Source organism: Lactiplantibacillus sp. 7.2.4, assembly GCF_018991185.1.
Lineage (GTDB): Bacteria > Bacillota > Bacilli > Lactobacillales > Lactobacillaceae > Lactiplantibacillus > Lactiplantibacillus pentosus.
The window spans coordinates 15,923-41,059 of record NZ_JAGYGS010000009.1 but is presented as its reverse complement, the minus strand read 5'-3'; the positions used below and the strand labels follow the sequence as shown (position 1 = coordinate 41,059).

General features: G+C 46.8%; 23 protein-coding genes and 1 riboswitch. Of the genes, 7 read left to right on the top strand and 16 right to left on the bottom strand.

Going from position 1 to position 25,137, the window contains the following annotated elements; translation table 11 throughout:
- Positions 1-10 precede the first annotated feature (10 nt).
- From KGF70_RS04885 to thiM, 5 genes are all read right to left on the bottom strand, one after another.
- Complete coding sequence (locus KGF70_RS04885) at positions 11-739, bottom strand: gamma-glutamyl-gamma-aminobutyrate hydrolase family protein (protein ID WP_216767839.1); 729 nt, start codon at positions 737-739, stop codon at positions 11-13.
- Between the two features lie 82 nt (positions 740-821).
- On the bottom strand, positions 822-2,021 hold the full coding sequence (gene cytX / locus KGF70_RS04880) for a putative hydroxymethylpyrimidine transporter CytX (RefSeq protein ID WP_216767838.1): 1,200 nt from the start codon (positions 2,019-2,021) through the stop codon (positions 822-824).
- On the bottom strand, positions 2,018-2,674 hold the full coding sequence (thiE, locus tag KGF70_RS04875; RefSeq protein WP_216767837.1) for a thiamine phosphate synthase: 657 nt from the start codon (positions 2,672-2,674) through the stop codon (positions 2,018-2,020). The genes cytX and thiE overlap by 4 nt, the downstream gene beginning before the upstream one ends.
- The gene (gene thiD, locus KGF70_RS04870; protein ID WP_216767836.1) at positions 2,664-3,488 is read right to left on the bottom strand and encodes a bifunctional hydroxymethylpyrimidine kinase/phosphomethylpyrimidine kinase; all 825 of its coding nucleotides are present in this window, start codon (positions 3,486-3,488) and stop codon (positions 2,664-2,666) included. Before thiD ends, thiE begins: the two co-directional genes overlap by 11 nt.
- Positions 3,489-3,513: 25 nt before the next feature.
- On the bottom strand, positions 3,514-4,305 hold the full coding sequence (gene thiM / locus KGF70_RS04865; protein ID WP_122212047.1) for a hydroxyethylthiazole kinase: 792 nt from the start codon (positions 4,303-4,305) through the stop codon (positions 3,514-3,516).
- A 79-nt stretch (positions 4,306-4,384) separates the two neighbouring features.
- A riboswitch (TPP riboswitch) is annotated at positions 4,385-4,490 on the bottom strand.
- Positions 4,491-4,650: 160 nt separating this feature from the next.
- Here thiM and KGF70_RS04860 point away from each other — a divergent pair.
- Positions 4,651-5,622 carry a zinc-binding dehydrogenase gene (locus tag KGF70_RS04860; RefSeq protein ID WP_105922081.1) on the top strand — a complete coding sequence of 324 codons (972 nt, stop codon included), beginning with the start codon at positions 4,651-4,653 and terminating at the stop codon, positions 5,620-5,622.
- Between the two features lie 291 nt (positions 5,623-5,913).
- On the opposite strand, the gene larE is transcribed toward KGF70_RS04860, so the two are convergent.
- Genes larE through larA form a run of 6 tightly spaced genes read right to left on the bottom strand, consistent with a single transcriptional unit; the run spans position 5,914 to position 10,929 of the window.
- Positions 5,914-6,744 (bottom strand): ATP-dependent sacrificial sulfur transferase LarE, encoded by an 831-nt coding sequence (larE, locus tag KGF70_RS04855; protein ID WP_216767835.1) that lies wholly within the window; start codon positions 6,742-6,744, stop codon positions 5,914-5,916.
- A gap of 23 nt (positions 6,745-6,767) precedes the next feature.
- Positions 6,768-7,484 carry a D/L-lactic acid transporter LarD gene (larD, locus tag KGF70_RS04850; RefSeq protein ID WP_216767834.1) on the bottom strand — a complete coding sequence of 239 codons (717 nt, stop codon included), beginning with the start codon at positions 7,482-7,484 and terminating at the stop codon, positions 6,768-6,770.
- Positions 7,485-7,488: 4 nt separating this feature from the next.
- Positions 7,489-7,920 carry a nickel insertion protein gene (larC, locus tag KGF70_RS04845; protein ID WP_253954711.1) on the bottom strand — a complete coding sequence of 144 codons (432 nt, stop codon included), beginning with the start codon at positions 7,918-7,920 and terminating at the stop codon, positions 7,489-7,491.
- 38 nt (positions 7,921-7,958) lie between these two features.
- Positions 7,959-8,861: a LarC family nickel insertion protein gene (locus KGF70_RS04840; RefSeq protein ID WP_216767833.1), complete on the bottom strand. Its 903-nt coding sequence runs from the start codon at positions 8,859-8,861 to the stop codon at positions 7,959-7,961.
- A 30-nt stretch (positions 8,862-8,891) separates the two neighbouring features.
- The gene (larB, locus tag KGF70_RS04835; protein WP_050337986.1) at positions 8,892-9,653 is read right to left on the bottom strand and encodes a nickel pincer cofactor biosynthesis protein LarB; all 762 of its coding nucleotides are present in this window, start codon (positions 9,651-9,653) and stop codon (positions 8,892-8,894) included.
- 1 nt (position 9,654) lies between these two features.
- Entirely contained in the window at positions 9,655-10,929 is a 1,275-nt protein-coding gene (gene larA, locus KGF70_RS04830) for a nickel-dependent lactate racemase (RefSeq protein ID WP_216767832.1), read from the bottom strand.
- A 250-nt stretch (positions 10,930-11,179) separates the two neighbouring features.
- On the opposite strand from larA, the gene KGF70_RS04825 reads away from it, so the two are divergent.
- Genes KGF70_RS04825 through KGF70_RS04805 form a run of 5 tightly spaced genes read left to right on the top strand, consistent with a single transcriptional unit; the run spans position 11,180 to position 14,627 of the window.
- Positions 11,180-11,845: a Crp/Fnr family transcriptional regulator gene (locus KGF70_RS04825; RefSeq protein WP_003637353.1), complete on the top strand. Its 666-nt coding sequence runs from the start codon at positions 11,180-11,182 to the stop codon at positions 11,843-11,845.
- Positions 11,846-11,859: 14 nt separating this feature from the next.
- A complete protein-coding gene (cbiM, locus tag KGF70_RS04820; protein ID WP_216767831.1) occupies positions 11,860-12,846 on the top strand; it encodes a cobalt transporter CbiM in 987 nt (328 codons plus the stop codon).
- Positions 12,821-13,642 carry an energy-coupling factor transporter transmembrane component T gene (locus tag KGF70_RS04815; RefSeq protein ID WP_216767830.1) on the top strand — a complete coding sequence of 274 codons (822 nt, stop codon included), beginning with the start codon at positions 12,821-12,823 and terminating at the stop codon, positions 13,640-13,642. The genes cbiM and KGF70_RS04815 overlap by 26 nt, the downstream gene beginning before the upstream one ends.
- Before the next feature lies 1 nt (position 13,643).
- Positions 13,644-14,375 carry an ABC transporter ATP-binding protein gene (locus KGF70_RS04810; protein ID WP_216786416.1) on the top strand — a complete coding sequence of 244 codons (732 nt, stop codon included), beginning with the start codon at positions 13,644-13,646 and terminating at the stop codon, positions 14,373-14,375.
- 18 nt (positions 14,376-14,393) lie between these two features.
- Positions 14,394-14,627: a hypothetical protein gene (locus KGF70_RS04805; RefSeq protein WP_003637349.1), complete on the top strand. Its 234-nt coding sequence runs from the start codon at positions 14,394-14,396 to the stop codon at positions 14,625-14,627.
- A gap of 138 nt (positions 14,628-14,765) precedes the next feature.
- Here KGF70_RS04805 and KGF70_RS04800 read toward each other — a convergent pair whose 3' ends face one another.
- The 3 genes from KGF70_RS04800 to KGF70_RS04790 form a co-directional block, all read right to left on the bottom strand.
- Positions 14,766-15,515 (bottom strand): hypothetical protein, encoded by a 750-nt coding sequence (locus tag KGF70_RS04800; RefSeq protein ID WP_216767829.1) that lies wholly within the window; start codon positions 15,513-15,515, stop codon positions 14,766-14,768.
- 106 nt (positions 15,516-15,621) lie between these two features.
- Positions 15,622-17,748, bottom strand: coding sequence for a hypothetical protein (locus tag KGF70_RS04795; protein WP_216767828.1), 2,127 nt, complete (start codon positions 17,746-17,748; stop codon positions 15,622-15,624).
- The gene (locus KGF70_RS04790) at positions 17,741-21,397 is read right to left on the bottom strand and encodes an ATP-binding protein (RefSeq protein WP_216767827.1); all 3,657 of its coding nucleotides are present in this window, start codon (positions 21,395-21,397) and stop codon (positions 17,741-17,743) included. The genes KGF70_RS04795 and KGF70_RS04790 overlap by 8 nt, the downstream gene beginning before the upstream one ends.
- A gap of 613 nt (positions 21,398-22,010) precedes the next feature.
- Here KGF70_RS04790 and KGF70_RS04785 point away from each other — a divergent pair.
- The gene (locus tag KGF70_RS04785; RefSeq protein ID WP_216767826.1) at positions 22,011-23,654 is read left to right on the top strand and encodes a peptide ABC transporter substrate-binding protein; all 1,644 of its coding nucleotides are present in this window, start codon (positions 22,011-22,013) and stop codon (positions 23,652-23,654) included.
- Positions 23,655-23,866: 212 nt separating this feature from the next.
- Here the strand turns inward: KGF70_RS04785 and KGF70_RS04780 are convergent, their stop codons facing one another.
- Together KGF70_RS04780 and KGF70_RS04775 are read right to left on the bottom strand one after the other, a co-directional pair.
- Positions 23,867-24,676 (bottom strand): ImmA/IrrE family metallo-endopeptidase, encoded by an 810-nt coding sequence (locus tag KGF70_RS04780; protein WP_216767825.1) that lies wholly within the window; start codon positions 24,674-24,676, stop codon positions 23,867-23,869.
- The gene (locus KGF70_RS04775) at positions 24,669-25,007 is read right to left on the bottom strand and encodes a helix-turn-helix domain-containing protein (RefSeq protein ID WP_050337994.1); all 339 of its coding nucleotides are present in this window, start codon (positions 25,005-25,007) and stop codon (positions 24,669-24,671) included. Before KGF70_RS04775 ends, KGF70_RS04780 begins: the two co-directional genes overlap by 8 nt.
- Between the last annotated feature and the right edge of the window lie 130 nt (positions 25,008-25,137).

The following is a 25,137-nucleotide window of genomic DNA, read 5'->3' as shown; positions in this document are numbered from 1 at the left end:
ATTCATCCATTCAGCAAGCCGCCACAAACCGCGCAAACAGTTGTGCTTGAATCGAATCAGCTTGCTGCATCATTTCAGGGTGCCACTGAACGCCTAATTGTAGGGCACCATCCGTCGATTCGATGGCTTCGACGACCTGGTCTGAACTCTGAGCAACGGCTTGAAAGCCATCCGCCACCTGCTTTAATGCTTGATGGTGAAATGAATTGACCGCCACCTTGGTCGTTCCTAAGTATGTCGCTAAGGTCGACTCAGGGGTTACGGTCACTTGATGACTACCATAAGCGGCTAACTGGCCCTGCATGTGTTTGAGCGTCCCTTGGCCCGCCGGTAGATAACTCATGTCCTGGTACAAACTACCACCGTAGCACGCGTTCAAAATTTGCAAGCCACGGCAAATGCCTAAAACGGGTTTATCTGCCGCGTGGGTCGCCCGAATCAGCGCCATTTCATACTGATCTCGTTCTGGATCGATCCCACCCAGCTTGGGCTGTGGCTCCTCACCATACGTCGCGGGGGCCACGTCTGCGCCACCGCATAATAATAAGCCGTCAATTAGCGTGACGTAGCGCGCAATCGTTGCCTCATCCGTCGTCACTGGCAACACTAGCGGCACGCCACCATTAGCCGTAATCGACCGCAAATAATCGCGGTTCACGTAATCGCGTTGCCGGCCCGGAAACATCTGGCTGTCGACCGTAATCACGCCAGGTGCAATGCCAATAATTGGTTTGCTCATTCTCTTTGCCCTCTTTCCAAAAAAATCCCACGGTAACTGAATATTACCAATGGGATTATCATTTACTTTTTATTAGAAATTGTCAACGACTAAGCTCGCCACGCGTCAGTGGCGCTAGTTTGACGACTAAGCCACTCAACCAGACCGCTAACCCTAAACAGACTAGCACTAATAGCGTCGTGCCACCAATAAAGTCTAGTTTTTGGAGTTGATAGTACGCAACGATGCCAATCACCCACCAACTAAAATTGAGCCAGTATGGTAGCGTTGCTTTGCGAATAAAGTAGGTGACGAAGATAATCGCGTATAATGGTGTGAAGACCGAACCAATCAGGTACAAGAAATTCTCATAGTAGGTCATGGCCACGGTCAACGCAATCACTAGCCCCACGACGGTCACGCCGATTGCGAGTCGGTTAATATGCCGACTACCGGTCAAATTCGCTAGACTGGTGGCCGCCGAATACGTATCCAGGAAAGTCGTCGTGACCGTTGAGAAGACGATGATCAGTAACGCAATCAGCCCGAGACCTGAGCGCGTCAACAGGGCCGTGATATCGGTTTGGCCTGTTCGCAAAACGACTAACAAACCAGTCACAAACATCACGATGCTGCCGAGCATGTAGCCCCCAGCGCTGACCAGTGCAACGGGTAACGGTCGGTCAACCCGCTGCGTGTAATCCCCAATCAGCGGTAACCAGGACAGTGCCATCGTGACGTTTAGCTCGACTGCTTGACCAAAAGTCAGGCTGTCTGCCGGTAGCGAATGTGCGGTGGCGGGAGCCATGAAGACCATCGTGAGCATCAGGACGGTCCCAATCACGAGTAAACCGACCACGAAATTGTTGATTTTGAATAGGAGCTGACTGCCCATCAATAACCAACCGATAATCAGAACAGCCACAATCGTTGCCATCAAGATAGGACTTTTGAAGCCAAATAGCTGCCCGCTGATACTGTTCATTGCTAGCTGGGCATTGACGATCATGACGGCGGTCCAACCGACCAGTTGTAAAGCATTTAGCCCAGAAGCTAGCCAGACACCACCCTGACCAAACGCCAGCTCAGCTGAAGCCAACGCCGAGCGGTGCAGCTTGGCACCTAAGTACCCAGCTGGCACCAAAAATAGGCCACAGCCAATCAGGTGTCCGAGAATAATTGCCGCTAACCCGCGCGTTAACCCTAACGGCGCAATCAACGTTCCCGTCAGGATTTCGGCAATTGAGATGGCCGCCCCGAGCCAGAGCAAGAATTGACTACGAAACAAGCGCCCCGTCTTCATAGTCGCGCCTCACTTGCCGTCAACATCGCCTTAACCGTCGCAGCCATATCAGGGCTCTGCGCTAGCATTGAAATCACCGCTGCACCCGCAGCTCCCGTCGCCGCAATCGCCGGCAGCTGGTCGACCGTAATCCCACCAATTGCGACAATCGGCCGTTGTGACGCTGCCACTAATTCGCGTAAGCCAGCTAACCCAACGACCGGATCCGCGTCATCTTTCGAATTGGTCGGGAAAATTGGCCCACTGCCGATATAAGCAATGCCATCAATCTGATTAGCCACTTTAATTTCTGCTAATGTCGAACAAGATAGTCCCACAAATAATTGTCCTGCGACCCGTTCAATCACTTGTGTCACGCGGTCATCGCTTTGACCAACGTGAATGCCATCCGCCTGCAATCCTAAGGCCAGTTCCACATCATCATCCACAATAAACGGAACGTGCGCGTCCGCACAGCGCTGGCGTAACCGCTCACCAAGCGTCAACCGTTGGGCGGCCGTCAACTGACTAGCGCCCTTATCACGATATTGAAATGCCGTAATGCCGGCGTCGAGGGCCGTTTGGACGACCGTTTCTAAGTCGCGGCCCACCACGTCTTGTGTGCCACAAACAAAGTAGGCGCGTAGTTGGGCTGGTTCAAACTCAAGCGTCATGGATGGTCACCTCCTCACTGAGCGCTGCCCAATGATTTAAGGGACCGTGACCATGCCCAACTTGGATACCGTCTTGAATCGTTCCCGCCACGTAAGCTTTCGCTGTCTGAATGGCAGCTGCCATGGACTGACCCTTCGCGAGTTCTGCGGTGATGCAAGCCGACAACGTATCGCCAGTGCCATGCGTCCGCACCGTTTCGATTCGGGGTGCCGACATCCAAAAGGCAGTTCCATCCGCCAACAACACAAAGTCATTCGCCAAATCCGGATTGTCGCCGTGGCCGCCCTTAATAATGACCGTCGTCGCACCCAAATCCTGTAGTGCGTGCCCGGCTGCAACCATGTCTTGATTACTGGTGATGTGGTGTCCCGTCAACCGTTCAGCTTCTGGTAAGTTGGGCGTCACCACCGTTGCTAATGGGAGCAACTCATCACGAACCGTCTGAATAGCATCTTCAGCCAGCAGTGCTGCGCCACCTTTGGCAATCATGACTGGATCGACCGTCAGTGGTCCAAAATCGACTCGTTTTAAATTTTCAACAACGGCATGGACGTGTTCAGCATCCGCCAACATCCCAGTCTTACAAGCGCGAATCTTCAAATCCGCCGCCAATGAGGCAAACTGTTCATCGATCAATTTAGTTGGCATCGCCATAAAATCTTGCACGCCCAACGTATTTTGCGCCGTCACTGCAACGACGACTGCGGTCCCAAAGACGTGCCGGGCTTGCATCGTTTTCAAATCAGCCATGACACCGGCGCCACCGCCGCTATCCGTCCCGGCAATCGTTGCAACTTGTGGAAATTCATTCATAAAACTCTCGCGACCCTTCACTTATTTAGTTTAATTTTGCAATTGCTTGAATCTCTTGCACCGAGACGAGGCTCAGCCGGTCGATCAAATCGATGGCAAACGTCGCTGGCCGCGCAGCCGTCATCTGACTCGCGACCAGTTCGCCGGCACCCGCCAAGACGACACAGGCCACTTGAGCCGCGTCATAAATAGCTGTTGGACTGACCGCGGCAAACGCAGCAACGATGCTGGATAACAAATCTCCCGACCCGACGTGTAGCTGAAAGAGTGGCGTCCCATTGGCAACTTTAGCGACCCGTTTGCCGTCCGTAATAACATCCGTAGGGCCCGACAAAATCACACAACAGTTAAATTGCTGCGCACACCGTTTGGCAATTTCGACCACGTCACCCTGGCCCGCACCGGCATCAATACCTTTCGCTTGCCAGTCGATGTCAGCTAGCGCGGCAATTTCGCCCGCATTTCCCCGAATCACATCGACCGAAAACTTGGCTAATAGGTCCAAAGCGACTTGTTTACGATAAGGCACCGCCCCCACCGCAACCGGGTCCAGCACAACTGGCTTATGATACTGATTAGCCAACTTTCCAACAACGGCCATTTGATTGACCTGTTGCGTCGTCAACGTCCCCATGTTAATGCAAACTGCCCCCGCAATTTGGACCATTGACTCCGCTTCCTGTACTTCTGCTGACATAATGGGCGACGCGCCCAGCGCATTCAACCCATTGGCAACATCCTGGACCGTAACAAAGTTGGCAATGTTAAAAACGATTGGATTTTGATCGCGCAACGTGTTCAATAATTGTAACGTCATTTCAAGTCTCCTCCTTAGTCCTGGTCACGGCTAATAAAAAACGACCACTGATCAACTTACATCGATCCAGTGGTCGCTAATAGTAGCAATGACACTTTCCTACGCAAGTTTGAGCTTACAGGTTCGAAGGGATCGGCACTTACAGCACCATCTCAGCCCATTTTTGGACACCCCTAGTGTTTTGAGAATTCAATTGTTACCCTCTAGTTTACCGATTGTAACCGGTAACGTCAATCTTTGTGTCAGCCCATTATTCGAGCGAACGCAACGTATTATCGTTTAATCTTCATTGACGTAATGGTTATAATAAAGACAACTAAACTTTAAAGAAAAGAGTGATTGTCGATGCAAGCACTAGTTGTCCCTGCGCCATCAGATCGTTCCTTAGAACAGCTTGAATGGCAAGAACGGCCCATGCCTGAGCTGGGAGCCGACGAAGTTTTGATTAAAACACAAGCAGTCGGGCTCAACCCGGTTGATTACAAATTAGTCCTAGGTGGCGATGACGCCTGGAAATACCCCCACATTTTAGGCCTGGACGTGGCCGGAATCGTTGAAGCAGTCGGCGCTAAAGTCACTGACTTCGCCCCTGGTCAACGGGTCTGCGGTCACGCGAACCTAGCTAAAGATGGGACGTTTGCAGAATATACCTGCTTGCCCGCTGCCGCCCTCGCTAAAATTCCAACGACCCTCAGCTTCGAAACTGCCGCGGCCAGTCTCTGCGCTGGCTTGACTGCCTATCAGGCTTTGTTACGCAAGGCCAACCTGAATGCGGTGCACACCGTCCTCATTCACGCGGGTGCCGGTGGTGTCGGCAGTATGGCCATCCAGTTGGCGAAAGCTGCGGGCAAAACGGTCTATACGACGGTCTCGCAACGCAAACAGGCCTTTGTCGCACCGCTTCATCCTGATGCGCAAATCGATTACCGCCATGAAGACGTGACGGCTAAGATTCAAGCATTGACTCAGCAACGGGGCGTCGACTTGATTGTCAACACGATCGGCAATCCTGAAGCTGACCTACCCCGTTTGGCCTACAACGGACAGCTGGTTTGCGTCCTCGATACGCCTCAGACTTTCCCAAAGAACCAAGTCGTCAGCGTTAGCAAGCTCGATTTGGGTGGCGCCCATCGCAGCGGCAATCCCGCCCAAGTCGCGGACCTTGGTCAAATGGCTGCCGCCCTGTTAGCTCTGATTGAAGCCGGCAAAGTCGACCCCTTGATCAGCGAAGTCTTGAAACGCGACCAGCTCGTCGATGGTCTGCAGCAACTCCAAGCAGCCCAAGTGGCCGGTAAACTCGTGGTGACGTTTGACTAAGAGACGCCACGTTAGGTCTTCACGATTCAGTTATCTCAACAACTTTCTACCAGAACGAATTTTAATATCGCGAATCAGGTCTCGTTTTAACCATTGTTGAGCAGTGATTTCCATAAATGAAATCGAATCAAAAGAAAAATGCACTTCAAGGGCGGCCTTGAAGTGCATTTTTGGGGTGTTAGCCAATGACCATTATTGGTAAAAATTCGGCTGGTATCATCGTCATTGGCGCCATGGACGAACAAGTCCTCTTGCCGCCACCTCCTCGTCCATGGTGGACCGAATCAGTTATTAAGCAAAGGTTGCCAATTGGGCCTTCGTCAAGGTGTCGTTCATGCGACCACTACGGAAGCCGCCTAAGTCGAGGGTCACGTAACGGAAGCCTAACGATTGTAATTGACGGTTGACGCGGTCATTGAAGACTAAGAAGTCGCCGATGCGTGCTTCTGGTAATTCGATCCGCGCAATGTCATCGTGGTACCGAACCCGCACCGTTGGGAAACCTAAGTCCCGCAAGTACTTTTCTGCGGCCATCACTTGGGCAATGTTGTCATGCGTCAACGTCGTGCCATATGGGAAACGTGAAGATACGGAGCATGAGGCCACTTTGTTCCAGTTCGTTAATCCAAGTTCTTGTGCTAAAGCCCGTACATCCGTTTTGAAGAAGTCGGCTTCTTGTAATAAGCTCCGAGCGCCCGCTTCAGTCCGTGCCTTCAATCCTGGCCGATAATCATTTTCGTCATTTTTGATCATGCCATCTAGGACGGCGGCACTCCCATTGTTTTCAGCAATGGCGTTCAACCGGTCGTAGAATAGTTTTTTAGCATAGTACCAACTGTCAGGCGTATTGTGTTTGATGTGGTCGTCACTCAAATAATCGAGGGTCGTCCCTTGTACGTCGGCGCCTAATTCTTCGGCTAAGCTGATGGCTTTGTCGAACTCTTCATCCGTGAATAATTCTGAATTGGCGACAACTGCCATCACGTTATCACGGCCCAACACATCCAAGGCCATTTTTAAAACTAGGGTACTGTCGATACCGCCGGAAAAGGCCACCGTGACCCGTTTTAAATCTTTTAAGGCGGCGATTAAAGTTGCTTTCTTCGTTGCTAAAGTTGTCATAAATTCCATTCTTCTCTCTTAATTTAATTAATCCCAAAAAAGCCATGCATGAACCAAGCGGCACAGGCAGCACCGACAAATGGCGCGATGCCGGGAACGATGATGCCATATTGCCAGTCACTATCCGCTTTGTTCGCAATCGGTAAAATCGCGTGAGCAATCCGGGGCCCCATGTCACGCGCTAAGTTCATCGCGAAACCAGTTGGGCCACCTAGTCCCATCCCAATCGCCCAAACGAGCAGGCCAACGCCAATTGGCACGATCCCCGGCGTTTTGATCTCAGAGATCGCTAAAATTCCAGAAATGAAAATAAAGGTATCGAATAATTCCACAAAGAAATTCCGTGGTAAGTTCCGAACGGCTGGCGCGGTACAGAATAAATTTCGAATCGTGATTGGCGAGATTTCATCCGTCGATGCTTTGAAATGGTCGGCATACATGATCCAAACAATCACTGACCCGACAACACCACCCAATACTTCGGCAATCGAATACGGAATGAACGCTGACCAGGCCAGGTTTCCTAGCAAACACTGCGCCAGCACCATGGCCGGGTTGATACAAACGTTGCCAAAAATGAACAGTGCGATGCTGATCCCAAACCCCCACGTTGTAATCACAAAAATATGACCGGAACCCCGGTACTTAGTGCCTTTCAACACGGAACTACAATGAACGCCCACCCCAAAAATAATCATGAGGGCCGTGCCCATAAACTCGGCAATTAGCTGATGTCCCAAAAAATTACGCCTCCTCTTCAATTTGGTCTACAGCAACCAATGCTGCCTGGTAGACCGTCCTAAACGGAATATGCAACTGTTGTGCCAACTGTGCGCAATCCGCATATTCCGGCATTGTCTTCTTAATATCTTGATAGGTCGCCACTTTAACGCGAACGGCCCCGTACGGCGTTGCGACGGTCAAAAAATACCGTTGCATAATGGCGCGCTGCCACGTTTGGTAACGCACACCAATCGTCGTGGTCTCCTGTAAAATCAACTTGGTCAGTAAGTCTTGATCGTCAACGTTTCCCAATACCGTTAACTTAATCGCTGGCCGATCTTTTTTCATCTGAATCGGGGTAAAAAACACATCGTATGCGCCCGCCATTAATAACTGGTTCATCACGTAACCCAGTCCCTCACCCGTCTGGTCATCCAGATTGGCCTCAATCATCAAGACCGCATCGGCCGTCTGTTCAACGACTTGCTGACTTAGTTTTTTTTTTCGAATAAGACCGCTCGCAACGCGTTAAAACCACCCGTATCTCGTTTGCCAAACCCATAACCGACCTTCGTGGCAACGGCACGTTCTGGCAACGGCCCGAAGTCTTGTACTAACGTCTTCACAATGCCCATCCCAGTCGGCGTGATCAATTCTGTATGCACATCTAACCGTTGCTGAATCGGAATCGCGCTTCCAACTCGCATCTGCATCACCGCCGGAACGGGAACTGGCATCTGTCCGTGAGCCACGTTGATAAAGCCGCTGCCATCACTTAAGGGTGACGACAGAATCGTATCGATCTGCATCAATTCCAACCCGACGCAGCAACCGACAATGTCGACGATTGAATCCAGTGCGCCCACTTCATGAAAATGCACCTCAGCTAGTGGCATGTGGTGGACCGCCGCCTCTGCATGCGCGATTTCCATAAAGATCGCTTTTGCCCGCTGTTTCACGGTATCAGATAAGTCACTCGTATCGATTAGCTGTTCAATATCTGCTAAATGGCGCGCTTCGTGATCGTGATGATGTCCGGCTGCATGGTCATGCTCGTGTGTATGCACATGATCGTGGTCATGTTTATGGTCATGGTCACATTCACGTTTATGTTCACATTCATGCTCATGCTCATGCTCATGCTCATGATGATGTCCATGTTCATGATGTTGTTCCACAAAGCCATGGTCCTTGCCACCAGCGACCTGAACGTCAAAACTCGTGCCATAGATACTACTCTGAGCTTCCCGGTGGCGGGTTAATTCATAACCGTGCACGTGTAACTTAGCCAATTCGGTTTTTAATTGCTCAAAATCAAGGCCTAAATCGAGTAGCGCGCCCAGAAACATATCACCGCTGATTCCCGAAAAAGCATCTAAATAAAGTGTTTGCATTCGTCTTCTCCTTGTTCAGTTAACTGAACCTTACATTTGATTGATCATACTAGCCGAATAGGCGGCGCCAAAACCATTATCAATATTGACCACGGTAATCCCCGACGCACAGCTATTGAGCATCGTCAGTAACGCGGTCATGCCTTGAAAGCTGGTCCCATAACCGATACTCGTGGGCACAGCAATCACCGGTTTGTCGACTAAACCGCCGACAACACTGGCCAGCGCACCTTCCATCCCAGCAATCACGATCACCACCCGGGCGCCACGAATCACATCGAGTTTGGCAAATAAACGGTGAATACCGGCAACGCCGACGTCATAGACCCGCTCAACGCGATTGCCAAACGTCTCGGCCGTGACCGCAGCTTCTTCGGCGACCGGTTGATCGGACGTTCCTGCCGTCACTACGGCAATGTAATCTTGAGTCTTCGGTGCAGGTCGTTCCCCGACCGTCATACACTGCGCCGTCGCGTGATAAACGGCCGTTGGCAATGCCGGCTGCAGCGCCGCAAATTTGTCTGCAGATAACCGGGTCGTTAAAATCGGTAATGCTGACGTTGGTGCCGATACCGACTGCTGTGATAACGCCTTAACGATGCCGACGATTTGGGTGGCCGTCTTACCCGCACCGTAGATGACCTCAGGAAAGCCATTGCGGCGTTGCCGGTCTAAATCGACGTTTGCAAAACCCAGTGCCGCTGTCTTGTCCGCTTCTAACTGTTGTGCGGCCGCCGTCGGACTCAATTGCCCAGCCGCTACTTGTTGTAGGATTTCTGTCGTGGTCGCCATGCTACTTCACAATGACGCCTAGGCCATCGGGAACGACCGTTACTTTGGCTGCTTGTCCCTCACGCGCATAGGCCTTTGCCATCGCTTCATCAAGGGTCGTCGCCAATTCCATGTGCATATTGGTAATCAAGTCTGGATCGACCAGATCAGAAACAAAAATCACGTGATGATGCACGAGGATGCGGGCAAAGATTTGCGCTGTCCACTGGTCTGGAATCGTCTTGAGCCGCGGCGTGTTGATTGCTTGGTCCAAAAATTCCTTGGGGTCGTCAACATCGGCTAAATTATGATAAAAGCCGTCGCCACCGTGACCATCACGCGCACCGGCTACCATAATGATCGTGCCGCCTTCCTTATTGGTTGCTTCGGCCGCCGTCATCCCTTTAACGGCTTGATAAATATTTTGATCAAGCGGATAACCACCGTTAGTCGAGATGGCAATATCACAGTCGATCGCGGGCACACTGGAGAGTTCTTTGACAAAGTCACAACCCACTTTATGGGCCGCTTCCATATCGCCGGCAAAGGAGCCAATGATTTTTTTATCTTCGTCTAACACGACGTTGATAATGAACGCCAACTTAGCTGTCCGCGCAGCGTAAACCATGTCTTTGTGAATCGGATTATGCATTAAATTCCCAGTCCGCGCTTTAGGTGAATTAATAAATTCGCCCGAGTGATTCGCCATGATTGTCTTATATGAGGCGATGCCCGGCAAAACCGACTTGCGCCCACCTGAAAAACCAGCAAAAAAGTGGGATTCAATGAAGCCTTCAGAGATCAGCAAGTCCGCTTCAGCGGCGACTTTATTAATAATACAATCACCACCAGATGGCAGCTGGCCAATTTTGACCATACTACTGTCGTCGGTCGAAACGTGCATCACGATTTCCTCATGATTGACGATGTCTTCACCATACTTATTAACGAGTTCTTCGTGCGTCGAAGGCCGATGGAAGCCGGTCGCGACTAGAATTCGAATCCGGGCATCCGGTGCTACTGACCGAATCCGCCGCAATAGAATTGGCGTGATAATGTGGGAAGGAACGGGGCGCGTGTGGTCTGAGCTAATAATGACGATATTGTGCTTACCACGTGCGAGTTCTTCTAACTTAGGCGTGCCGATCGGATTGTCTAATGATTGTTCGACCGTTTCCTGTTCTAATAATTTGTTATGATATGTTGCAGCTTGCGACACTAACTTACCGGCATAATTTTCATCGCTAATTTCAGCCGTAAGTGTGCGCTTGTCATAGGGTAAATCAATTGAAACCATGACTTTGAGCCATCCTCTTTCCTCAAAAGCTAATTTTTGCATGCACGTTTTGTTATACTAGTAGTCGCGACGGTTGTCCGCTACATTTCAAGTTTTCAAAAATAGTTAACAAATGTATACTTTAAATGCGATTGTCACAATCACGAAAACCGCTATGCTTAAGAAGCGTCATTGTCGTGATTAGCGTTGAGAATCGCTATTTTAATGCACTCAACCTTAAATTTATTCACGAAAGAACTGAAAAACTAAGATGGTATTAACTGATATTGAATATTTACTGAGTTATTTGGAAGCCCATCACGTGCCGACGATCCAGAAAAAACGGCACACTTATTTGACTTACCATGGTCTGGCCGAGCATTACACCTACGTTTTGAAGGACGGCATCATCAAAAACAGCATTATTTTGCAAGACGGGCGCGAATATAATTTGTCTTATATCGCCAAACCGGATGTGATCTCCCTGTTGCGTGATGAAGTCTCCCGTTCGACTGACCAGCCGTTTAACGTCCGCATCGAATCCGAATACGCGACCTTCTATCAAGTCAATCGTGTCGCCTTTTGGAAGTACGTCAACAGCACGCCGGAGCTTCAAAATTACGTCAAGAACTACTACCGCAAAAAGTTGTCTGAAAACATTTTGCGCCTACAGCGGATGGTGATGAATGGTAAGAAGGGCGCGATTTGTGCGTTTATTTATAGTCTGGTGGATTTATTTGGCCGCAAAGTCAACGATGGTATCCTGATCGACTTCGTGGTGACAAATGATGACATTGCGGGCTTCTGTGGCATTAGTTCCCGCAGTAGCGTTAATCGAATGTTGAAAGAATTGCGCACGGATGGCGTGATTACGGTCCAAAATCACAAGTTTATTATTCAAGATGTCAGCTACCTCTTAGACCAAATTGCAAATTAGTGAGGTGCTCATCCGTGCATATTCCGGATAATTATTTAAGTCCCGCGACCTGCGGAACGTTGGTCACCGCGATGGTCCCCGTTTGGACCGTTGCCGTCTTGAAAGTCAAAGTTCAACTCAAAACACATCGTGAAACCCTGCCAATGCTCGGCATCGCCGCGTCATTGGCATTTTTGATTATGATGTTTAACCTCCCGATCCCAGGTGGGACGACGGCGCATGCCGTTGGGGGCACACTACTGGCGGTGCTGATTGGACCGTGGGCGGCTTGTCTTGCGTTGACCGTGACGTTACTGCTACAAGCGTTATTATTTGGCGACGGCGGCATCCTCGCCTTTGGGGCCAATGCCCTGAATATGGCCGTCATTATGCCGTTCGTCGGTTACGCTTGCTATCGGCTGGGTCAAAAATGGCACCATGAAAAATTAGGACTCGCTGTTGGCGCCTATTTGGGCATCAACATGGCGGCACTTGTTGCAGGAATTGAGCTCGGACTACAACCGCTCTTAGCTCATACGACAAGTGGCGCCCCGCTCTATTGCCCGTATGGCCTCAACATCACCGTGCCGGCTATGCTAGCGGCCCACTTACTGGTCGCGGGCTGGGTCGAAGTTGTATTCACGTTACTCGTCTTTCAATTCGTGAAACGCGTCGCGCCGACCAACCTCTATCAAACGCCAACGCTTCGAAATCACCGTCCCTGGATTGCTTTATTGCTGGGACTAGCCGTGCTTTCACCTTTCGGCCTCCTAGCAAGTAATACTGCTTGGGGTGAATGGTCGCCTCACGAACTCCAGCAACGTCTGGTGCAACAACACATTAGCACCCACGCGCCACAAGGGATGGTCCACGGCTTTCACTTTCAAGCGTTATTTAGCGACTATACGATTGCCGGATTACCAGTTAGTCTGGGATACATTTTATCTGGAATAACTGCCATTTTGATTTTTCTACTTTTGATTCGAGGCCTTCAACATGAAACCAACCCGTCACACCGCTGATCTGCCAGCGTGGCTGCAAACGACCACGACAGTCACCACCGCCGCTACTAAGCATCAATGGTGGCAACGCAATCAGCAGCATTTACGCCAATTACTGAGCCGCCTCGCGCAGCCGACGCCGGTCACCGTTACGACGCGCTGGCAAATCGCCCCGCAGTTCAAGTTGATTCGGTTACTACTGCTGGTCATCTTGATTGCTGTGAGCCGTAACGCCATCCTGTTATGGGGACTGGCCCTACTGATTGGTGGCCAATTATTATGGTTACCACCGCACCAACTCCGCCACTTTATCAAAAGTTGGCTCATTAGCGTTGCGGCGGCATTACTCTTCGTTTTGCCTAGCTACTGGCTAGCTGGCCCCAGCACCTTATTATTTTTCGGCCTCAAAACCAGTCTAATGCTGGCAAACGCCCAGTATTACCGTCTAACAACGCCGTTTCAAGCGTTATTAACAGGCTTGAAGGCGCTCCACTGCCCTGACCTGTTAATCATGACTTTAGCCATTGCGATCACTTACTTGCGGATGCTCGGACAACATTTATTGTTGACGATGGAAGCCTTAGAATTACGGACCGTGGCACCAGCGGCTCATCCGTACCGTTTGATTGGTGCGTTATTCGGTAATTTATATCTCAAAAGTTACGCGTACGCGCTGGAACTCTATGCGGCAATGGAAGCACGTGGTTTCAACGGACATTATGCACGGGCAACGACACATTCAACACATTGGCGTGATTATCTGGCCTTAACACCGGCATTAATCGTGTGGGCCGTCTTTATTTTCTGGGGGCATTAACGTGGTATTGATTAAATTGGTAAATATTTGCTATGATTATCCTGATACATGTGGGTTAAACGCGCTCAATTTGACGATTGATGCGGGTAAGTTTGTGTGTCTCATGGGTCCCAATGGCTCGGGCAAATCAACATTGTTACGGCTCCTCAGCGGTTTAGCGAGTCCCACCAGCGGCACTTACTGGTTGCACGACCAAGCCATTACGGCTGACTACCTTGCCAACGCACAACAACGCCAGCGACTCCATCAACAAATCGGGATGGTCTTTCAAAACACTGACGTCCAGTTGTTTAACACTTCGGTCGCGGCCGAAGTTGCGTTCGGGCCCCGCCAACTGGGATTATCTGCGGCCACCATCAAGCAACGTGTCGACGATTGTTTGGCATTAACTGACTGCGGCGACTTGGCCGACCGCGTCCCGTACCAACTGTCGGGTGGCGAGAAGAAGCGCGTGGCACTAGCTAGCGTGCTCGCATTAAACCCGGAAATTTTATTGTTAGATGAACCGTTGAACGGCCTCACGATCGCCGCTCAACAGCACATGCTGACCCTACTGCAACGGCTACAAGTTGCTGGCAAGACGATCATTATGGCGAGCCACAACTATCAACAAGTTCAAACCGTTGGCGAACGTTTCATTATTTTTAATCCTACCCACCAAGTCGACGCTGACCTAACGCGTACTGCCCTAGCGCAGCAACCCGCGCGGCAAGCGCAATTGATGACTTTATAATTAAGAGGAGTTGAGAAGATGCTTAATCCAAATACTGAAATCCATCGTGGTTGGAACCGGCGCGTCGTTACCGGCAAGACCTTAGCTGAGTGTGACGAACGTTTAGTGAAATATTTAAACGATCAAGATTACGGTTCAGGTGAATTCGTCGTTTTACATGAAAATGACGGTAGTAACGAAAATACCGGTTACGACTTACCTGATGGCGACAAATGCTACATCAGTTTCTTGATTTACAACAGCCGACTTTAAGTTGGGGCAACACAAAAAATGCTTACTAGTGATTGATCACTGGTAAGCATTTTTTGTTAAGCTAACGATCTTTTCTGATTTTAGTCCTAATTGTGTCACCATTATCCGTCGAAACAAAATTGTTTCACGTGAAACATCTTACTTCAAATAAACTCGAGTCAGTGCTTCATTCATGCGCTGGTTCTCTATTTCTGCGGCGTGAATCGCCTGTAAAACCTGCTGCTCGTCACCCTGTGGCTGCGTTAAAGCCACCCAAGCATCAACATTAGCCTGATGAACATCATCACTCAAATGTGCCGGAAGCGCCGTTGAAGCTTGTGGTGTTGGTTGGTCAATTTGCTGTAATGTGCCGCCTAGCTGGTCAATTGCCGTAATCAACGCCGCCACTGGTGCCTGCAGTGACTCGGCTGCCGTGTCGTTTAACTGGCGGAAGCCAACGCTATCCCCTAACGTCCAGTTCCCACTAAAGGTGGTCGTATCCACCGAATCAGTCGTTCGTTGATACGTGATATATCGTATCGGCATTGGACCTGTGATTAATAATCCGGGCATGGCCGCTAAGTTTTGATTAATTTCCGCCAAACTCAATTCACGAAAATCATGCCCTGTGAGTTCATAGCGTCCACCAATTAATTGATAATCCACAAGACCCATGGCTTTGACTAGCCCAGCTTGCACCTTAAAGCCATCGTACGCCACGTGCAATGCATCAAAGACATCAATCGCTTGCTTGTCCGTCCGAAAGCCAAAGTTGGGACCAGCCCCTTCTGGATAAACGAGATTGCACTGATACTGAAATGAAATCCCAATAACACCCAAATCCTGATTTGCCTGCTTCGCTTCATCACTAAATTCGCCAAAATAACCGGCAACTACTCGAAAACTCATGTCGTGGCGCCTCCTTAATATGCTCATCCGTTTAAATCCGCTTACACTATTAAGGTTATTATAATTTCAATTCAGCTGAAAGGAAAGTAAATAAAGCGGTCGTCACTTACAATCGGTCTTCAAGTGCCAGATATTCACGCAGATATTTCGCCGGAAACGGCACAACGGTGTTTTGATTATTACGAACAAACGTTACTGACATCATATCTGCCACATCCAGAAAAATCTCCTTTTCAAAATAGGCAGCGGGAATATCCACTAAATCGACTTTCTTTAAGTGATTTCCTCGTGCGGTGACTTTCCTGATATTTTCGGTTGCGGCAGAAAAATAATTATAGGTGTTAGGTTTTTTAGGTACCAATAGCCCAATACCATAGTATCCTCGAATATGATCTTCATTCTCTTTTTTTAAAATACCATTCAGAAACGCCCCTTCGAACGTCTCATTGAGTCGCAAGTCATTATTGATTTGTGCCATGGCACCTCCCTGCCAATTGATGCTAACTTCCTTTAGGGACTGATTGACCTCACCCTTACTGACCAGCACTTTAGGAATCTTTTCAACTTGAGCAATAATCTGCAACAGCCTGTTTCGCTTCGCTGCTCCTTCTGCATTTTGCAACTGATCTTCCAAAATTCGTAAAAATTGTTCACGATCCACTCGCATATTCGGGTTACTGATATTTAATTCCTGACGAATCCACTCAATATCCGGCATTGTTTGTTGATTCGTATCCCTAATAACGAGCCAACCATTATCCGCTTTAATGACCAACAGTAAATCTTTCAGCCAATACTTCTTTTTTCCGCGCGCATTATCATAAACAATTTGATAAACTTCATCCAAATCATCGTTAATTTCATCACCATTACACTCACGCCTCGATAACATGAGATGACGATTTTGATCGACTGTCATCTTAGCAACATTAACCACTTTGTAATCGTCCTTAGAGGCTGGCGTAATTAAAAAGTACGTATATTTCTGTACTTTTTCGACTAGCGCGTCTGAAATTGAAGTGAGGGTTCCCAATACAATATCGCGCCTAATGACGATTTCCTGTGAGATTTTTCGTGTTTTTGCGTCTTGATTCTTGCTTTCACCCGCAGCAATTTGCTGGATTTCCTCGTTCCAATCCGGACTCTTATCACCATGCTGGTCACCAAACCCGTTTGGCGTTAAATGAAAAATAACTGTATCATCATGGCTAACTTCATAAACGTCATCTTCATTTTCTGGCTCATATTCTAGAATTTGGATGTTTAAGCCAGGCCTTGATTGCGACGATCGCTCAATCGTGATGTTATGCGCCTGCACACCCGCATTCTGGATTAATCCGTGGTAGGTTGCATCCGCCAACTCACAAACCCGTTCACTATCCGAACTGCAATAAATATTGATCGTTTTATTTTCAATTGCAGACCACAACGCGCCCCGTGTTCGATCTCGTTTACCACGATTATAATAAAGCAAGTCCCGACTGTTGTACCGCGGCCAGTACCGACTCCCACCACCTTCTCGTTCCCTGAAGCACTCAGAAAACACGGTTTTCAAACGACTCAGCATTTCATTTGCAACGCCCACCTTGGAATTTTCATATCCCCTTAGATGGTCTAGCCTGATTGCTTTAATCGAATTACGATGATCGTAGTAATTATGTTTTTCATAGAGTGGGTCTCGATCCAGATCCCAGCACCGTAACATTCGTTCTTCATCCGCATTCCAATAATAATATTGGCCATTCTCATCAACTTGACTCACTTTTGAGAAAGTAACGCCAGTGAGACATAAGTTGTTTTGCCAGTCGACACTAATTTGCAATCCATAACACTGAGTCTTTTTACTCCAATTAGGCCGTACACAGTAATGAGCGGCCGTATAGTTATTCGCGCCATCCGTATCACAGTCTTCTAAACAATTAATCAATAATTGTAGGATGTGATTGGGATAAAAATCGTAGCCAGCGTCATTACAATCTTGAAATGCGCACTGAATAAAATACTCGCTCGGAGCCGCTTTCTTGGCCAGCTCAGCATCCAGCAAGATTAAATACCGATTGGACTTAATCTTAGTCATTGATAGCACAGGAATTGTCTGCAGCTGAGCGTAAAACAGCTCATAATCTTGCTTATTAACGACGGGACTCATCACTAATGAAAATCGGTCTTCCAAGCCCGACCAATCAAGCCAATACTGAAGGACACTTGTTCGAACATACTTATTATCAGTCAATTAGAAACTCCCCTATCTGTTGCTTATCAGTTGGACTCAACACTAGTGCCCCTTGATCATCAATTAGGGCTGATACTTCTAAAATTCGATTATTATTAATCAACGTCACCTTATCTTTCACTTCTGGGGTTCGATCGATCACATTGATCACCATAACTCGCATGTTATCTTTCCCAGTATCCTTACAGAATTGATTTAACTTATGCATAACCCACTTCTCATCATCGAATGCTGTAGCAGTATGCGTGTAATGCCAATTCTTAATATCAACCAAAACTTGATCATCAATGATAAAATCAAACAACTCATTCTTATCTACGGCGGTAATTTGGGATAAGTTAATACCCAAAGCATCGTCTAAAATAAAAGTTGCGGCCACTTCTCCTAATATTCCTAAATAACCATTAATAAATTGCACAGGATTCAGAATATAATCCTGCTTTTGCCACGTGGTTGCATACTGATGCTTGTCAAAATAGGCTGCCATCCCCGGATACTTGAGAATCGTCGGAAGACCGGCTCTTTCTGCTGAAACAATCATATTGTCTTTATTATCATCACCAAATTCAAAGACGCCCGTCTCAATATCAAGCTTTTTCCCATCTTTTTCAATTTCCTCCCACATGCGGCACACACCGTACTCAGTACGCGCTGAGGGCAGATACTGCATAAACATGGTTTCACTATGGTGCATCGCTGCTAATTCAGCTTCACTAGCGGTTGGATGTTGTAAGTACCACTCGCGCACATTTTGATAGGCATTAGCCATCGCGACATCAAGTTGTAATCTACCCTTTGCACGCTTGAAATCGACATAGGACAAATAGGTCCGATTTTGATATAAGTTATTCTTCATACTATCTTGTCGTGATGTTGATCCTGAAGAAGGCGATTTGGCTGCTAGTGCCTTTGCTTCTGGACTAATCGCGTCGGTATTGAGTGACGTTAAACCAAAGTTGTCAAAAACATCTTCGGTGGCAATAATTCGAATCTGTTTCCGCCGATTATGGGTTCTCGTCATCCGTCCCAATGCTTGAATGATCACCTTCGTGTAACTCATCCGATAACTCAGCATGTCTTTCAACTGCTTTACATAACTAGTAGCTGGCCGATCCGTCCCTGCTGGTCGATGAACATGGCTTAAACCTTTCCAGTAGTTATGATATTGTTTTTGGTTGATTTCACTATTATCCAACAGATACTCGTGTTGTACTGCGAGTTTGATTGCTTCCGGTGTTAAAGTCGAAAAATCTTGGATACTGGAGAAAATATGAGTGACATCTCCCAAGTAAATACCGTTGATATCAGTTGCTGAAAAACGACCATCGTCGTCACTGGCGACTAGACCACTAATATCAATTAGTTGGCCTTCATCCAGAGCACCAATCGGATGCTGCAAATTGACACCCACTCCCAATGATTGATATGCACTCAGTAAATAAACGCGTTTTCCTTGTTTCTTAGGTATTTGAAGTGCAGTGGCACATTGCTCTTCCATGCTACCTTGATTTTCAGGTGTGATTATTTTTAAAACTGGTGCTGATTTTGCGCATAGTAATGTTGCCAGTCCATTAAAGATTTCCAGCAACCGGTCCAAATCCATATCGGGATAATCACGCTTAGGCAACAATGATTGTAATCCTAAGAAGACAATCATCTCAGTATCAAGCAAAAACGTGATAAAACTACCAATCAATTGAGCATAACGCTGAGCCTTGTAGTCATTGCCTACATCGTCCATGGTCCGTCGCAATAGTTTCCGGTACTTTTTTTCAACAATTGCCATTTGAACCGTGTCTAGTTGACGCTGTTGCCCAGTTACAGCCATCTGATTCAAGATTAAGTCTTCCAACCGTGCGTCAACGTTCTTACATTTCGCTAAACTGACTAGAATTTGAACACCACATTCCTTATAACGTTCATCCAACTTAAAACTTTGCTTGGTTTCTTCTGTCAAAAACGTATTAGCTGAAATAAAGCGATTGCCTAATCTTTCATGAAGATAGGTCAAATCATAATTGTCCAAAACAGTTGGAATTTCAGCTGTTGCAGACATGCCTAACACATCAGCCTTACTCAAGACCCCAAGTAAAAACCGTTCTGGTGTGTTTCTAAACTTTGACGCACTGATTTCAGTCTGCATCGCGTGACGTTCAGCATCTTTAAATTGATAGAACGAAAGCCCTGATCTTTGCAACTGTCGATAGGATTCGGTCGCAGACACTGATAGCTTAGGCAAAGATACCCCCAGCCATTTACTGCGTGTCTCGACTAGCATCTTCTGTTGTTCATGATTAAAACCCAGTAGACTGTATATGGAATAGGCCGCATTATCCAAGCTCAACTTGGGGGCTAGTAAATTACGATCTGCATTTTCTAGATCTGCAAAACGATGAGCGCATCTTCTAATAAAAGCGACAAAATCATCAATAAACATTGATACTCGAGCAAGCATCTGATAGAAATGTAAGTCTTTATCAGGGTTATACGCCTTTTTATTGTTAATAAATTTTACAGTTGCGAGCGGTTCTTCCAATTGTGTCCACCATTCAAGGCCACTACTAGCCATTCGAATATACGGAAAATGAAAAATGAAATTATTTTCGAATGTCTGCAAGCTACTCTTGTGTGGGAAATACAGCCGATAAGTTAACGATAATTCATTTGCTTCATCAACGAGTGCTTGCAACTTCCGTTTAGTCTTGGGAGACTTTAGTGCCAGACTAAGTGGTTTAGGCACTTCTCGCTGCAACCTAGCTAACCCCGCCTCAATCGCAGCAAATAGCGCTAAGATATTTTCCTTGTCATTGATTGTGTTTGCAATCTCATAATCAAGCAGTTTCACTTTAGTCGCGTCGATTTCGTCCAAAATAACCAAAGCATCATTTAATAAATGTGACGTAATAAACGGAATTCCCCTGTGACCATAAAACGGTGTATAAGAAGTAATGAATTTATTGGTTGTCAACAAGAAGATTTTTCGTTGCTCTTCATCCGCGAGTGGATAATAGCGATTCACCCAATCACAAAGTTTCTGATTTTGAGCCGACTTATGATCTTGCCGCAAAAAATGTTGAATTTTTTGAATGTTGTCTTCACTGCTCACTTCTTTTGTTTTTGTGCGTTTAGTTAGTTTCAGTACGAGCTTATCGCGAATAAATAGACGCCAATTACGCAGCTCATTTCTTAATTCTCGACGAAACTCATCGTTATCGGGTTCTGTACAAAAATTCTTATACCGTCGTTTGACTTTGTTGAAAGTAACTTCAAAATTTTCTTGGCGTCGAAAATAATCAGGAATTCTGTTCAAAGGGTCTAAAAGATTCTTCGCTTCATCGGCCAATGAATAAAGCACCCCAACGCGGCGATAAAATTCACGTTCAACTTTCTCACTTGTGATCGGAACATTTAATTGACGTGCGATTTCTTTCTTTAGCGGTTCAGTCGGAAAATTTTTCTTTTGATCAGTCACAAAAAAGGTCACCCGCGCCTTCTCATCATGACAATTTTGAATCAAATATTGCGCTGCAACCGTGGTTTTCCCTGTCCCGGTAAGTGCCGTTAATAATGATAACGTATGTTGATTTTCGGTCATTGCTTTAACCTTTTTAGATGCCGCTTCAATATTAAGAAAATCCTGAACTTGCATTATTTCACTCCTCGTCTGAATTGCGCCTACATCAATCATTAGATTTTGAATATCGTACCCTAATAATTACACAAAAGCATGCGCTCAACAAATGATTCACCTTATAAATAATTAAATTAGTACGTTTAAATGATTTTATGATAAACCAATATTTTTCCAGCCCTTGACAACTGATTTTCATTAGCGGTATACTCTTTTCAACAAAATATCGTCCTTATAAACCAATGAGGTGGAGATCAAGATTATCGTGCCCGCACAGAGAGTCATCGTTGCTGAGAGTATGGCTGAACGCAGATGATTAAATGGACCACCGAGGGCTTTTCCGAAATCGACATTTGTCGAGAGTACGATAAGACGTGCGACATACGTCAGTTGTCAGGGGAATGTTGGTTCCCTATGGAGTAGGAGTGTTTGCGGAATTTATATGACTAAATTCGTGAACACTCAATTAAGGTGGCACCGCGGTTCTCAAAAACCGTCCTTAACACAGCATTGGCTGGATAAGGACGGTTTTTTTGACTTTCAAACGGGGTGAAATACATGGTCACAAAACGATGGCAAAACTCATTGTACAACTTCAACCAATCTAATTATTCTTTTGGAGGAACACAACATGAGTTTATCACGGGGACACAAATTATTATTAACGATCGGTGGCGTGGCAATTATTGGCGGTATCGGATTCACCGTTAACGCCCATTCGCAGGCCGGTCATACCAAACAATCACAGGTCATCAACTTATCCGCTGGCTCTGAAATCATGAGCCTTGACCCAGCCAAAATGACCGATAGCACTTCTAACAGTCAATTGACGCAGGTTGATGAAGGCCTATACCGCCTGAACAGCCAGAGTAAACCAGTCAACGCCTTGGCAACCAAGACGACCGCGACCAACAATGGCCACACGTATACCATCAACCTGCGCCATGATGCGCGCTGGAGCAACGGCCACAAAGTAACCGCCCATGACTTTGTTTATTCATGGAGACGGACGCTTGATCCGAAGACCAAGTCTGAATTCACTTACGTTTTTACGAACATCAAAAACGCTGACGCGATTGCGGCGGGTAAAAAACAACCGTCCACGCTCGGCGTCAAAGCTAATGGCAACTATCAATTGACGATTACGTTAAGCAAACCGGTCGCCTACTTCAAAAAGATTTTAGCCGTTTCGACCTTCTATCCGGTCAATCAAAATGCGGTCCAGAAATACGGCCAAAAGTACGGCACTTCAGCAGCCAAGACCGTTTATAACGGGCCGTTTACACTCACCGGCTGGACTGGAACCAATAATACTTGGACACTGAAAAAGAACCCGACTTATTATGACCATCAGCTCGTTCGACTCCATCAAATCAATTATCAGGTCATTAAGTCTAATACGACGGCCTATAATCTGTACCAGTCAAACAAGCTTGATACGGTCACCCTTAGCAGTGAGCAGAGTGTTCAAAATAAGACTAATCCTGAATTAAAAACACTCGCTGGTGGTCGCATCGGTTTCATTCAGTATAATCAGCACGACCACGTTGCCGCCAACCAGAAGCTACGAACCGCGCTATCCTTAGCCATCAATCGCAACCAGTTAACGCACAAGGTATTGGCCAACGGATCGATTCCGGCGAAGAGTTTCGGTGTTCGTAATATGGCTAAAAATCCCAAGACTGGGGCAGATTTTGTTGACGATGCCACGGTCAACGATACGGTTAGCTATGATTTGGCCAAAGCCCGGACCGCCTATCGCCAGGCACAACAACAATTGCATCAAAAGCAGCTCACCTTGTCGATTACTTGTGGTGATGATGATGCCTCGCATCAAATCGCTGAATTCATCCAAGGTCAGCTCACCAGCCATCTACCCGGTCTGAAAGTCAATATCAAGGCAATGCCATTCACTGCCATGCTGGGCAAAGTCTCCAAGGGTGACTATCAGTTGAATCTGACCAGCTGGGCCATGGATTTCGCTGACCCATCACAATCACTGACGATTCTGACATCTGACAGTAACTCCAACATGGGGCATTATCAGAGCAAGTCCTATGACCGTGCAATGCAAGCCGCTGAAGGCACCGACGCCTTAAACGCAACGAAACGTTATCAGGATTTAGTCCAAGCAGGCAAAATTGCATTGAACGACCAAGCAGTCACACCGTTGTATGAAGGTCGTTCTAGCATCTTGGTCAAATCTCATCTACAAGGTGTCGTTTATAACAACTTCAGTGGTGCTGCCAACTATCGAACTGCTTATGTTAAGTAATTGAACTGATGTTGCGGGCAAAGAGCATGCAACAGCTAATCAGTGGTAACCAATTAACCGGCGTTTGGACAACCGTTTCTAGCTTTGTTCAGCTTCAAAAAACGAGATTTGCGTGAGTAACATAACTCATGCAAATCTCGTTTTTGGCGTTTGACGAAATTCTATGAAAAATTAGCATGTTTGTATCTATAAAGGTTTTCACCTTTTTTCTATCAACCATTTTCATCCTCGGACAACTGTCTTTCGGCTTTTTCTTTTCGCAGTTTCAAATAATTAATAGCCTGTTTTGGATCGGAATTCGTTAAAAAATTTGCCGCTTCCATTAATGTCATTTGACCTTTATCCACTTGTTTTTTAATAAAGGATGATAGTCCGGCAAATTGTTTAAAATTAGCGGCATTATCTAAAGGACTAGGTGGAAAACCGACTTGTTCCAAATATGCCACCCATTCCTCTCTTGTCCATCGTAGTAAATCCCGGCTCATTAATAAATGTAATTCATCTAAACGTCTGCATACGGCCTCATATGGCATTGAAGATACCTCAGCAATACGAACAACCGCTTCCTTGGCAAGTGCAGGATTGGGAACTTCCCGCTGCTGTACATACTTATACCAAGTGTTAACAACTATCTTTTTTGGTAACATCAGAGCCACTGCAAAATGGTCTGCTGCACGTTCATTATCGAAATCTTCTTGGGTTGCAGCAGTTTTAATAACCTCGCTTTGTCTACCCAACATCGAACCTTCTAACGCCAGATGCCACATCTCATGAGCAGCACTATAATAGCGAGCTCTCAAATCTTGATGTGTATTTAAAACGACAAAACATTTATCCTTATAGTTAATCAAAGCGCCAAAAAATTTAGGATCGTCAATATTTTGATAGATGACTTGAGCCGTTTTAGCAATTAGATTTTCTACATCTGAAGCAATAAATATATCCGAGCCAACGTTTTCTTTTAAAAAGACATCCGCTGCATTATCCGCGATTACTTCCGATAAACTACTCTGTTTACTCATGGGTCATCGCCTCTAAATCCACATAGCTTTTAATGTCTAAGAGTAGTTTCTTAAACTCCCTTGTGGATTCCCGACTTGAAAGTTCTCCCATTAAAACGTATGCGGGCTCATTAGAATCTTGTTTGTTCTCGTCCTTAGCTAATTGATTGGGTGTCATGCCCGTCACTTTACAAATACTGATCAGATGTTTAGTTTGGATTTTTCTTTCCCCTTTAAGCATCTGACTAAGCATCGTCGGACTGACTTGAATTTGTTCTGCCAACCACACTTGTGATGATTTCGTTTGTTTCAGCCATTTCTTTATGTTTTCAATTACGACTGTATTATTCATTCATCTTATCTCCAAGTCACTGGTTAAGTTTCAACAACATGTTTATTAGACTCGAGTCTTGTATCATGCTTTACGTCCAGAAACGACCTCACCCCAGCAAAAGACTGGAATAAGGCCGTATAAATAAAGT

Coding starts and splice junctions, on each gene's coding strand:
- KGF70_RS04860 (WP_105922081.1), top strand. CDS start 4,651: ATGCAAGCACTAGTTGTCCCTGCGCCATCAGATCGTTCCTTAGAACAG.
- KGF70_RS04815 (WP_216767830.1), top strand. CDS start 12,821: ATGAAACCAACCCGTCACACCGCTGATCTGCCAGCGTGGCTGCAAACG.
- KGF70_RS04800 (WP_216767829.1), bottom strand. CDS start 15,515: ATGAGTTTTCGAGTAGTTGCCGGTTATTTTGGCGAATTTAGTGATGAA.
- KGF70_RS04775 (WP_050337994.1), bottom strand. CDS start 25,007: ATGAATAATACAGTCGTAATTGAAAACATAAAGAAATGGCTGAAACAA.
- larC (WP_253954711.1), bottom strand. CDS start 7,920: ATGATTGAGGCCAATCTGGATGACCAGACGGGTGAGGGACTGGGTTAC.
- thiD (WP_216767836.1), bottom strand. CDS start 3,488: ATGAATGAATTTCCACAAGTTGCAACGATTGCCGGGACGGATAGCGGC.
- KGF70_RS04780 (WP_216767825.1), bottom strand. CDS start 24,676: ATGAGTAAACAGAGTAGTTTATCGGAAGTAATCGCGGATAATGCAGCG.
- KGF70_RS04790 (WP_216767827.1), bottom strand. CDS start 21,397: ATGCAAGTTCAGGATTTTCTTAATATTGAAGCGGCATCTAAAAAGGTT.
- KGF70_RS04840 (WP_216767833.1), bottom strand. CDS start 8,861: ATGCAAACACTTTATTTAGATGCTTTTTCGGGAATCAGCGGTGATATG.
- KGF70_RS04825 (WP_003637353.1), top strand. CDS start 11,180: ATGGTATTAACTGATATTGAATATTTACTGAGTTATTTGGAAGCCCAT.
- thiE (WP_216767837.1), bottom strand. CDS start 2,674: ATGACGCTTGAGTTTGAACCAGCCCAACTACGCGCCTACTTTGTTTGT.
- cytX (WP_216767838.1), bottom strand. CDS start 2,021: ATGAAGACGGGGCGCTTGTTTCGTAGTCAATTCTTGCTCTGGCTCGGG.
- larA (WP_216767832.1), bottom strand. CDS start 10,929: ATGGTTTCAATTGATTTACCCTATGACAAGCGCACACTTACGGCTGAA.
- KGF70_RS04805 (WP_003637349.1), top strand. CDS start 14,394: ATGCTTAATCCAAATACTGAAATCCATCGTGGTTGGAACCGGCGCGTC.
- larB (WP_050337986.1), bottom strand. CDS start 9,653: ATGGCGACCACGACAGAAATCCTACAACAAGTAGCGGCTGGGCAATTG.
- thiM (WP_122212047.1), bottom strand. CDS start 4,305: ATGACGTTACAATTATTGAACACGTTGCGCGATCAAAATCCAATCGTT.
- larE (WP_216767835.1), bottom strand. CDS start 6,744: ATGACAACTTTAGCAACGAAGAAAGCAACTTTAATCGCCGCCTTAAAA.
- KGF70_RS04885 (WP_216767839.1), bottom strand. CDS start 739: ATGAGCAAACCAATTATTGGCATTGCACCTGGCGTGATTACGGTCGAC.
- KGF70_RS04785 (WP_216767826.1), top strand. CDS start 22,011: ATGAGTTTATCACGGGGACACAAATTATTATTAACGATCGGTGGCGTG.